Raw genomic sequence first — 10,381 nt, forward strand, 5'->3', positions numbered from 1 at the left:
GGCGGGATCACCGCCCCCACCTCATCGGTCAACTCGCCGTGGCGCACCACCGGCACATCGTCGACGGTCAACCACTACACGATCGGTTTCCCCAGCCGGGCGCAGGTGTTGGTGCCGCCGGTGAGGGCGGGGAACTTCAGGGACGCGCGTGACTGCGGCCCGAACTGGCCGTCCGAGCTGATCCCCTCCTTGCTCTGGGCGAACTTCAGCGCGTTGAAGGTCAACTCGCCGAAGGACCCGTCATCGGAAAGCAGCTTCTTGCCCGCGGGTTTGAGGTAGCAGTCGTTCAGGGCCCACTGGAGGGCCACCGTGCCCGGCCCGCCGTCGCCCCAGAGCAGCGAGCACGGCAGGACGCCGTACTTGCCGATCGGCGCGGCGACGTCGTAGCCGGCCTGGTTCTTGACGTACGTGTAGGACTCGCACTCGGGTTGGCTGCGAGCGTAGGCGGGGTTGACGGAGACGAGCGTCCCCGCGATCACGGCCGCGAGCAACGTGCACAGTGCTGCCAGACGTTTCATGGAATCCCCGTTCATCGCTTCTCCTCTGAACTCTCAGCTGCCATGGCTCGTGTCGGTCCACGATGTGTCGCCGGGCATCTTGAACCACGTGACGCCGTCCGAGATCCTGTCCCGGATGAGGAAGGTTCGGCCCGGCTTACGCCCGTAATACGTGTAGTACAGGTAGGTGCCGTCCGACCTGTCGAAGTGGTAGCCCCAAACGGTGTTCTGGCCTGCCGCTTCCCAGGTCTGGGGACCAACCCAGCCGTCGGCCTTGATGTCTACCGGGTGTGCGGCGTTGTAGAGCTGCTGCCAGCGGACCGTGGCGTCATGAGTGTTGGGTCCGAACACGCCGTCCACATCGCTGTAGCCCTCATCCGCCCAGAGGTGCCGCTGCCAGAACCGCACCAGATTGCCGCTGTTGATGCACGGGGCGGCTACCTTGCAGAGCGTGTGGTAGCCGGGCCAGGCGGTGTGCGCCGACGCAGGGCTTGCGGTGGCCAGGGAGGCTCCCAGCACCACAGCCAGCGCGAGGACCACCCGCGATGCAAGTACTCCGCTGCGCAGCCGGACCCTCCTCTCGGTCTGATTCATGTAGATCCCTTCTCTTCACGTTTGCGGCCGAACACCGGGATGCGAGGCCCCATTGGTCGTCGGGCCGCAGTTGCTTCAGCGGCCAGATACCGATCCCCCCGTGGGCTTATGGCGGATCTCGCACGGCAATGCCCGGTGTTGGCGCCACCAAGGTGGTTCGCCGAGTCCACGGTGGCCTATGCGTGAGTTGACCGGTAGCGCCGCACGTGCCGGACAAACAACGTCGGACAAAACGTGGCGCCTGCGCGGGCCAGAGGCGAGCCCGCGGGCCACCCGGAGCGACCACCTACCGGTCCCGTGACCGGCGACCCCGGGCCGCAGCCGGCACACCAGGTCCCTGATACTGCCCTCGATCCAGAACGACGGGCAGCGGACGCGCCTGTCGGTACGAAGCCCGCCACGGGCGCGCGGCGGGAGTCTGCCTGGCGGCAGGACTTGGAGGTTGGTGTTGGGCCGTCGGGAAACGCCCCTGGACCCGAAGGCGGGCCCGGTCCAGCGGCTGGCATGGCAGCTGCGCCAGTTGCGGGAGCGGGCCGGCAGCCCCAGCTATCGGCTTCTGGCTCGGCGCGCGCACTACTCGGCCAGCACCTTGGCGGAGGCGGCAAAGGGTGACCGGCTGCCCTCGCTGGAGGTGACGTTGGCGTACGTCGAGGCGTGCGGCGGCGATGCCGACGAGTGGCGGGCCAGGTGGTCAGCCATCGCGGATGCAACGGCCGCGTCGACGGTGCCAGGTCGCGATGAGGAGCGCTGCCCCTATCAGGGGTTGACGTCGTTCCAGCCGGAGCAGGCGGAGTGGTTCTTCGGCCGCTCAGAGCTTGTCGAGCGGCTCCTGAACCGGGTCGAGCGGCAGCCACTGAGCTGCCTCATCGGGGCATCCGGTAGCGGGAAATCCTCGTTGCTGCGGGCTGGTCTGCTGGGCACCATCGCGGCCGATCGCCGGGGCGCGCAGCGTTGGCGGATCATGTTGATGACGCCGACCGAGCACCCGCTCGAGGCATTGTCGGCCGAGGTTGCGAAGTTGTCCGGTCAGGCCGTCGAGCAGGTGCGCGACGACCTGGCGGAGGATCCAGCCGGCCTGGACATCGCCGTACGTAGCGTTCTGGCCGCCGGTCACCCGCAAACCCGGGCACTGTTGGTGGTGGACCAGTTCGAGGAGATCTTCACCCTCTGCACCGACAAGGACGAACGCCGCAAGTTCATCGGGGCGCTACTGGACGCCACCCAGGGTTCGGACCGTCGTACCACGGTGATGCTCGGGGTTCGCGCCGACTTCCTCGCTCACTTCATGCAGTATTCGGAGCTGACCGACGCACTGGGCGACGAGGGGCACCTGATGGTGGGTCCGGTGACCGCCGCTGATCTGCGTGAGATTGTCACCCGGCCCGCCGCGCATGTCGGGATGGGAGTGGAATCCGACCTGCTGACCACGGTGCTCGCCGATGCCGCCGACGAGCCGGGCGCGTTGCCGCTCGTGTCGCACGCACTGCTGGAGACGTGGCAGCGACGGAGCGGGCCGACTCTCACCCTGTCGGCCTATCACGCGAGCGGTGGCGTACGGGGGGCGGTCGCCCAGACCGCCGAGCGGGTATATGCCGAGTTCGGGGCAGCGGAGCAGCGGGCCGCTCGCCGGATCTTTCTCCGGCTCACCGCGTTGGGTGATGGCACCGAGGACACCCGGCGGCCGGTCGCGCGAACGGAACTCGACGGCATCGCCGACGAGGCTGTCATGATCGAGGTCCTGGACCAGTTGGCCGCAGCCCGGCTGGTGGTCCTGGGCGACGGCACGGTGGCGGTGGCCCATGAGGCGCTGATCAGTGCCTGGCCACGGCTACACCGATGGCTCACCGACGACCGTGCGAGCCTGCTCATCCACCGGCGGCTCACCGACGCCGCACACACGTGGACTTCGTTGCGCCGTGATCCCGGAGCCTTGTACCGGGGCGCCCAGTTGGCTGCCGCACGTGCGTTCGCCGATGACCGTCGCGACGAGTTGAACCAGCACGAACGAGATTTCCTGCGTGCCAGCAACGCGGTCGCCGAAGCCGAACAGGACAGTGCCCGGCGCCACGCCCGCCTCCTCAAGCGTCTCGTCGCAGGCGTTTCCGTCCTCTTGATGCTCGCCCTGCTGGGCGGTGCCGTGGCGGTGCGGCAGCGTCAGGACGCCCGCCGGCAGCAGGTGGTCGCGCTCTCCAGCGAGCTGTCGCTACAGGCGCGATCGCTGCTCGCCACCGATCCGGAGTTGGCCGGCCTCCTGGCCGTCGAAGCGGATCACCTCCACTCCAGCACCGAGACTCGGGGGAGCGTGCTGAGCGCGGCAGCTGCGCCTCGCCGCACAGAACTCAACGTCGGCGGACCGTCGATCTACGCCGTCGCGTTCAACCCCGACCATTCCCTCCTCGCCTCCGCCGCCGGTGACGGCACGATCGGCCTGTGGGACCCGGTGCGCGGCGAACGCATCGCCACCCTGCCGGGGCACGCCGGCCGGGTGGCGAATCTGGCGTTCGTCGACGGTGGAAAGCTGCTCGTCTCCATCGGGGTCGATGGAACCAGAGGTTCCATCATCTTCTGGGATGTCGACACCCGCCAGCAGATCACCCGGCTGGAGGAGGACAACCTGGCGGCCGGCACGGCCTTCAGCTCCGACGGAACGAAGGTCGCCGTCGGCATCGGGAGCAGCCCGGACGGCTTGCGGACCAGCTCGGACACCCCAAAGGCCGGCGACATTGCCCTACACGATCTGCGGGCCGGGACCCGCACGCTGCTCCGCGGGCACCAGGTGCCGGTCGCGTCCCTGACCTTCAGCCAAGACGGTCGGTTCCTCGTGTCCGCCAACGGGAAAGAGAACCCGATCGTGTGGGACGTGGCCACGCGTAGATCGGTTGCCCACCTGCCCACCGGGCACATCTTCTCGGTCGCCTTCGGACACTCCGGACACATCCTCGCCGGGTTGGCGCACGAGCGAGGCGTGTACCTGTGGGACCTTGGCGGCGACCGGCCGGTTGCGCTCCCGCCGTTGCCCATGTCGGGCCGCTACGCGTGGACGATCTCCGCTGCTGCGGACGACAAGCTGGCCGTGGCCGACGAGAACGGCGCGATCACCATCTGGGACCTGCAACGCCGCGAGCCCCTGCAGACCTACCAGGACCGGGGTCGCAGCGAGACGGCCTCGGTCGCGCTGAGCCAGGACGGGGCCATGCTCGCCTCGGCCGGGTTCAACGGCACCATCGTGGTCCACGATCTCGGCCACGCCCCGTTCATCGGATTCGCGGCGCAGGTGAAGGATGTGAAGGTCAGCCCGGACGGAAACACCATCGCTTCGGCGGGCAGCGACAGGACAGTTCGGCTGTGGGACGCGCAGGGAAAGTTCGTGGCCGCGCTGGGTGGGCATCCAGACGAGGTGCAATCCGTGGCATTCAGTCCGGACGGACGCCTGCTCGCCGCGGTCACCCGCAACAACGTCGTCACACTCTGGGACATCCAGCGCCGACAGCATGTGACCCGGCCCTTCCCGACCGGAGGAATCGGTGCCTCGACGGACGTCGACTTCGACCCCAGTGGCCGTCTCCTCGCCGCGGCCACTCTCGGCCCTGACCTGTGGGACATCACGGACATGAAAGAACCGTCCGAGATAACAGCCAGGTTTCCGGCCCGCATTGTCACGTCGTTGGCCTTCACCCCGGACGGGCGTCGACTCCTCGGGGCAAGCGTGGGCGGCTACATCAACACGTGGGATATCGCCACTGGAAAGCTACTCAACCGGGTCAACGCCCAGCAGAGCGCGGTGCAGGATATCGCGGTCAGCCCCGACGGCAGCTGGCTGGCCACCGCGGGTGACAGCCGCGTCATCAAGCTGTGGGACGCCGCGACCGCTGGGGAAACAGCCGTACTGAGTGGCCATACCGCGCCCGTGCAGGTCCTCGCCATCAGCCGAGACGGCCGCCGTCTCGCCTCCGCCGGCGACGACCACACCATCATCGTCTGGGACGCCGGCACCCGCCAGCGTGTCGCCACCCTCACCGGCCATAGCGCAAGAATCCGCGGACTCGCCTTCACTCCGGCCGGAACCCTCATCTCCGGCGCCGAGGACGGCCGAATCATCAGCTGGTCGTTTGATCTGCCTGCTGCCGAAGCCCAGATCTGCGCCGGTGCCGGCCGCAACCTGACCCGACAGGAATGGGCTGTACACATTCCCTCGGAGCCATACGAACCCTCCTGTGCCACACCGGGTCGCTGATGCGGCGTACCAATGCCACGCCGCTGGCCGGCCGAACGGGTGCCCGTCGCCCGGACAGCGGCGATCAGCCGAGCCGGTCGTCGAGTTCTTCGAGGTCGGCGACGAACCACACCTGGCTGCCCCGGTTGGATTCGGTCACCAGGTCGCGTAGTGCGGTGCTGGCCGCGACCTGGGCGGAGATGTCGCCGACCACCACCAGCCGGATCCGGTAGTTGACGAACTTCTGCATGATCTCCCCGGCCAGCCCGGTACGCAGGACGAAGAACCGTTCGTCGAACCGCCCGGCGGGCACGGCCACCACGTCGGCCCGGGCGTAGGTCGCCCCGATCACGTCGAGCGCGTCCTGCACGCCGGCGATGGGCGGCCCGTCGCTGTCGCAGACGAGCACGGGTACGCCGCGACGTTCGGTCACCACGTCAGTCATGGCCCACCTCCGGGGCGGTCGGATCGGTGTGGAACATTCCGTTCTCCTCGGTGAGGACATCCTCGATGAACCGCAGGATGTCGATGGTGGCCGCCAGGTCGCCCAGGACGATCACCTTGAGCCGGCCGCGCCCGTCGTCGTACACCGTCCGGACGCGGAGCGGCTCGGTGGCACCGCGACGTTGTTGCGCGCTGGCGACGAGCAGGGTGCTCAGTCGGTCGGTGGCTCTCGGGCCGAGGGCGTCGACCTCCACGACGGTGGAGACCTCGACCCGGGGCGGGGCGGTGTCGGCCGCTCGCCCGGTGAACTCGTCGAGGTCGGTGCGCGCGATGCGGTACTGCTTGCCGATCCGGACTGCCTTCAGCCGGCCGCTGCGGATGTAGCCGCGCACGGTGCGTACGTGCAGGCCGAGCCCCTCGGCGACCTGTTCGGCCGACAGCCAGTCATCCTGCATGGTTCCCTAACCTACCCCAAGCAAGGGTTAATAGGGAAAGACAGGTGATGATCAGGTAGCGCCGGTGACGCCAAGCGGCGTGGCGGTGCTGGCCCGTGCTGGCTCGCGGCGGCATGCTGTCTGTGGTTTGGGTCACATGTCTGGTCGTGGTGTCGATTCCCCGTCCGGTCGGCCGTCGGCACAGTGAAGGGCGGCACGGTGCCGCCCGCGATGGAGGTAACGACCATGCGACTCACGCTCACCACGTTCCTGACCCTGGACGGCGTGATGCAGGCGCCCGGCGGCCCCGACGAGGACCGCAGTGGCGGGTTCGAGCTGGGCGGCTGGCTGCCGCCGCACTTCGACGACGCGGTCGGCGCCTACATGACCAGCATCTTCGAGCGGGTCGACGCGTTCCTGCTCGGCCGGCGGACGTACGACATCTTCGCGGCCTGGTGGCCCCAGCACGGCGACCCCGCCGACCCGGTCGGGAACGCGCTGAACGTGCTGCCCAAGCACGTCGCCACCACCCGGGACGACGAGCTGACCTGGTCCGGTGCGAAGCGCCTGGACGGCGACCTGGCCACGGCCGTCGCCGAGCTCAAGCGCCAGCCCGGCCGGGAACTCCAGGTGCACGGCAGCGGCCGGCTCGCCGCGTCGCTGATGCGCGAGGGGCTGATCGACTCGTACCACCTGCTGGTCTTCCCGGTGGTGCTGGGCAGCGGGCGGCGCCTGTTCGCCGACGGCGTGCCCCCGGCCGGCCTGCGGCTGGTCGACAGCCAGACCTCCGGCAGCGGGGTGGCGATGCTGACCTACCACAGTGCCGGTGCGCCGACCTTCGGCACCGTGGAAGGGTAACGACTACCATTACCCGGACGTCCGGGGTCCACAGCGGACGGACCACCGACGAGACGAGGTGGGCGATGGCCGCCGAGACCGACTCCGACGCCGGCCGCGGCGGCCGGGAGCTGCTCCGGTCGCTGGTGCGTTCGCAACGACGCCGGCTCTCCACCGCCGTGCTGCTCGCGGTCGCGGCGGTGGCCTGCCAGCTCGTGCCCTACCTGATGGCCTACCGGGTCGCCGTCGAGCTGGTCACCGAGGTGACCCCCGACGGCAACGCCCTGGTCCGGTACGCCCTCGTCGCGCTGGTCGCCATCGCCGGCGGCACCGCGCTGATGGGCGGTGCCCTGGCGATCAGCCACGTCTGCGCGTACTGGCTGCTCTACCGGCTGCGCCAGCGCATCGCCGAACGGCTCGCGGTGCTGCCGCTCGGCGAGGTGACCCGCCGGGGCAGCGGCGGGATCGGCAAGCTCGCGATGGAGGACGTCGAGCGGATCGAGGTCTTCGTCGCGCACATGCTGCCCGACGCGGTCGCCGCGCTGACCGTGGTCGCCGCCACCACGGTCTGGCTCTTCGTCATCGACTGGCGGTTGGCGCTGGCCGCGGTGGCGGTCGTCCCGCTGGCGATGCTCGCCATGCGGCACGCCACCCGCGGATCAGGCGCCTGGGTGGCGCAGTGGCACGGCGCCGGCATGGCGATGAACCAGGCGGTCACCGAGTTCCTGCACGGCATCAAGGCCGTCAAGGTGTTCAACCGGCAGACCGACACGGTCGCCCGGGCGACCGACGCGGTACGCCGGTACGTCGACGCGGAGACCCGTTGGGGCACCGCCTTCCTGCCCGGCGGGGCGGCGTACTTCACGGTGATGGCCGCCAACGTGGCGGTCGTGGTGCCGGTGGGGCTCTGGCTCTACCGCGACGGTGCCGTCGACCTGCCCACCCTGCTGCTGTTCCTGCTGCTGGCCCTCGGCTACACCGCGCCGCTGACCAAACTCACCGGCTACAGTTCCCAGCTGCGCCAGGTCCGGTTCGGCACCGACGAGATCGCCGCGCTGCTGGACACCCCGGCGCTGCCGGACATCGGCCGCCGGGCGCCGCTGGGCCCGGCCTCGGTCGAGCTGGACGACGTCACGTTCGGCTACCAGCCCGACCGGCGGGTCCTCGACGGGGTGAGCATCCGCGCCGACGCCGGCCGGGTCACCGCCATCGTCGGCCCGAGCGGATCCGGCAAGACCACCGTCGCGCGTCTGGTCTCTCGGTTCTTCGACGTCTCCACCGGTACCGTACGGGTCGGCGGTGTCGACGTCCGGGAGATGTCCGTCGACCAGCTGATGGACACCGTCGCGGTGGTGTTCCAGGATCCGTTCCTCTTCCACGACACCGTCCGGGCCAACCTGACCCTCGGCCGGCCCGACCTGGACGACGAGGCCGTCCACCGGGCGGCCCGCGCGGCCCGCTGCCACGACTTCATCCTGGCCCTGCCGCAGGGCTACGACACCGTGGTCGGCGAGCGGGGCGCGACGCTGTCCGGCGGGGAACGCCAGCGCATCTCGATCGCCCGCGCACTGCTCAAGGACGCGCCCGTGGTGGTGCTGGACGAGGCCACCGCCTCGACGGACCCGGAGAACGAGGTCTCCATCCAGCAGGCGGTGGCGAACCTCGCCGCCGGGCGCACCCTGCTGGTCATCGCCCACCGGCTCACCACCGTCCGGGACGCCGACCGGATCGTGGTGATGACCGACGGCCGGGTGGTCGAGAGTGGACGTCACGACGACCTGTTGCGGGCCGACGGCACGTACGCCCGGCTCTGGGCCGACGCGACCTCCAGCGCCCAATGGAGTCTCGGCGCCACCGGCGAACGGAGCGGAGCCAGCAGATGACGACCCTGACCTCCGCCCCCAGCGGCTCGACCGCGCCGCCGGCCGGCACGGTGGCCGGGCGCACCATCGCCCTCATCCGGCGGCTGTGGTCGCTGTCCGACCCGCGGTTGCGCCGCCAGCAGCTGTGGGGGATCGCCGCCCGGATGGCGGCGGCGGTCTGCACTGCGGTGCCGATCTGGCTGCTCGTGGTGGTCCTGCAACGGCTGCGCGAGGCCCACCTCGGGGGCCCGGCGATCAGCCAGCGCGAGGTGCTGTGGTGGAGCGTCGGCGTGCTGGCCGCGGTGCTCGGCCAGTTCGGCTTCGACCTGCTCGCCCAGCGGCAGAGCTGGGTGGCCTCCTTCGAACTCCTCGGCGAGCTGCGCCTGCGGGCCCTGGAGCACCTGCGCCGGCTGCCGCTGGGCTACCACACCCGGCGGCAGAGCGGCGACCTCACCGCGCTCGTCACGCACCACCTCAGCGAGCTGGAACCGGTGGTCTTCGGCGCCATCCCCACCATCATCGGTGCCGCTCTGCTGCCCCTGGTGATCGCGGTCGGTCTGCTGCTGGAGGACTGGCGGATGGGGCTGGCCGCGCTGGCGACCATCCCGCTGGCGATGCTGGTCTACGCCTGGTCGCAGCGCACCTTCGCCCGGCTGGCCGCCGAGCGCGCGCAGGCCAGCGGCCAGGCCGCAGCCCGGTTCCAGGAGTACGTCTCGGGCATCGCCGTGGCCCGCGCGCACGGCGCCACCGGTGACCGGGCCGGCCGGCTCGCCCGCGCCCTGGTCCGGCACCGGGAGGCCAGCAACGGGCTGGTGAGCCGGCTGGTCGTACCGCTGGTGCTGTTCCTCACCGTGATCGAGCTGGGCCTGCCGGTGGTGCTGCTCGTCGGGGCCTTCCTGCTGATCGGCGGTGATTTGGCGCCGGCCACCTTCCTGGTCTTCGCGGTGCTGTCGCTGCGTATCCACGGCCCGCTGCGGGCGATGGGTGAGCAGACCGAGAGCCTGCGGGTGGGTGAGGCGGCCGTCGACCGGCTCGGCGCGCTGCTCGCCGAGCCCGCGCCGGCGGAGGTCCGCACCGGCCGGGCGCCGCAGGGACACGACGTGGCCTTCGAGAACGTCTCCTACACCTATCCGGGCGCGGTCCGGCCGGCGCTGCACGAGGTCAGCTTCGCGGCCCCGGCCGGAACGGTCACCGCGCTGGTCGGCAGCAGCGGCGCCGGCAAGACGACCTGCCTGCACCTGCTGGCCCAGTTCTTCGCCCCCGACGCCGGCACGATCCGCATCGGCGGGGTCGACATCCGGGAGCTGGACAGCGCGACCCTGTTCGACGCGGTGACCGTGGTGTTCCAGGACAGCTACCTGTTCAGCGAGTCCGTATGGGACAACATCCGGTTCGGCCGGCCGGGCGCCAGCGACGAGGAGGTGCGGCAGGCCGCCGCGCGGGCCCGGGTCGACGAGATCGTGGCCCGACTGCCGCAGGGCGGGGAGACCATGGTGGGGG

Annotated in this window: 8 protein-coding genes; 4 read left to right on the forward strand and 4 right to left on the reverse strand. The window is 70.3% G+C overall.

The window, feature by feature from the left end; genetic code table 11:
- Positions 1–74: 74 nt before the first annotated feature.
- Together C1I95_RS27620 and C1I95_RS27625 are read right to left on the reverse strand one after the other, a co-directional pair.
- A complete protein-coding gene (locus C1I95_RS27620) occupies positions 75–533 on the reverse strand; it encodes a peptidoglycan-binding domain-containing protein (protein WP_111218097.1) in 459 nt (152 codons plus the stop codon).
- 18 nt (positions 534–551) lie between these two features.
- Positions 552–1,091: a peptidoglycan-binding domain-containing protein gene (locus C1I95_RS27625; RefSeq protein WP_111218099.1), complete on the reverse strand. Its 540-nt coding sequence runs from the start codon at positions 1,089–1,091 to the stop codon at positions 552–554.
- Positions 1,092–1,536: 445 nt separating this feature from the next.
- Between C1I95_RS27625 and C1I95_RS27630 the strand changes: the two genes are divergently transcribed.
- Entirely contained in the window at positions 1,537–5,325 is a 3,789-nt protein-coding gene (locus C1I95_RS27630; protein ID WP_233513919.1) for an nSTAND1 domain-containing NTPase, read from the forward strand.
- A 64-nt stretch (positions 5,326–5,389) separates the two neighbouring features.
- On the opposite strand, the gene C1I95_RS27635 is transcribed toward C1I95_RS27630, so the two are convergent.
- Together C1I95_RS27635 and C1I95_RS27640 are read right to left on the reverse strand one after the other, a co-directional pair.
- Positions 5,390–5,749, reverse strand: coding sequence for a DUF4180 domain-containing protein (locus C1I95_RS27635; RefSeq protein WP_111218103.1), 360 nt, complete (start codon positions 5,747–5,749; stop codon positions 5,390–5,392).
- The gene (locus C1I95_RS27640; protein ID WP_111218105.1) at positions 5,742–6,203 is read right to left on the reverse strand and encodes a helix-turn-helix domain-containing protein; all 462 of its coding nucleotides are present in this window, start codon (positions 6,201–6,203) and stop codon (positions 5,742–5,744) included. Before C1I95_RS27640 ends, C1I95_RS27635 begins: the two co-directional genes overlap by 8 nt.
- Before the next feature lie 225 nt (positions 6,204–6,428).
- Between C1I95_RS27640 and C1I95_RS27645 the strand changes: the two genes are divergently transcribed.
- From C1I95_RS27645 to C1I95_RS27655, 3 genes are all read left to right on the forward strand, one after another.
- On the forward strand, positions 6,429–7,040 hold the full coding sequence (locus C1I95_RS27645; RefSeq protein ID WP_111218109.1) for a dihydrofolate reductase family protein: 612 nt from the start codon (positions 6,429–6,431) through the stop codon (positions 7,038–7,040).
- A gap of 65 nt (positions 7,041–7,105) precedes the next feature.
- On the forward strand, positions 7,106–8,902 hold the full coding sequence (locus tag C1I95_RS27650) for an ABC transporter ATP-binding protein (protein WP_111218107.1): 1,797 nt from the start codon (positions 7,106–7,108) through the stop codon (positions 8,900–8,902).
- Positions 8,899–10,381, forward strand: a 1,483-nt coding sequence (locus C1I95_RS27655; RefSeq protein ID WP_233513918.1) for an ABC transporter ATP-binding protein, incomplete at its 3' end; no start/stop codon positions are given. The genes C1I95_RS27650 and C1I95_RS27655, both read left to right, overlap by 4 nt.

The organism is Micromonospora craterilacus (assembly GCF_003236315.1).
Classification (GTDB): Bacteria; Actinomycetota; Actinomycetes; order Mycobacteriales; family Micromonosporaceae; genus Micromonospora; species Micromonospora craterilacus.

Coding starts and splice junctions, on each gene's coding strand:
- C1I95_RS27635 (WP_111218103.1), bottom strand. CDS start 5,749: ATGACTGACGTGGTGACCGAACGTCGCGGCGTACCCGTGCTCGTCTGC.
- C1I95_RS27625 (WP_111218099.1), bottom strand. CDS start 1,091: ATGAATCAGACCGAGAGGAGGGTCCGGCTGCGCAGCGGAGTACTTGCA.
- C1I95_RS27640 (WP_111218105.1), bottom strand. CDS start 6,203: ATGCAGGATGACTGGCTGTCGGCCGAACAGGTCGCCGAGGGGCTCGGC.
- C1I95_RS27645 (WP_111218109.1), top strand. CDS start 6,429: ATGCGACTCACGCTCACCACGTTCCTGACCCTGGACGGCGTGATGCAG.
- C1I95_RS27650 (WP_111218107.1), top strand. CDS start 7,106: ATGGCCGCCGAGACCGACTCCGACGCCGGCCGCGGCGGCCGGGAGCTG.
- C1I95_RS27620 (WP_111218097.1), bottom strand. CDS start 533: ATGAACGGGGATTCCATGAAACGTCTGGCAGCACTGTGCACGTTGCTC.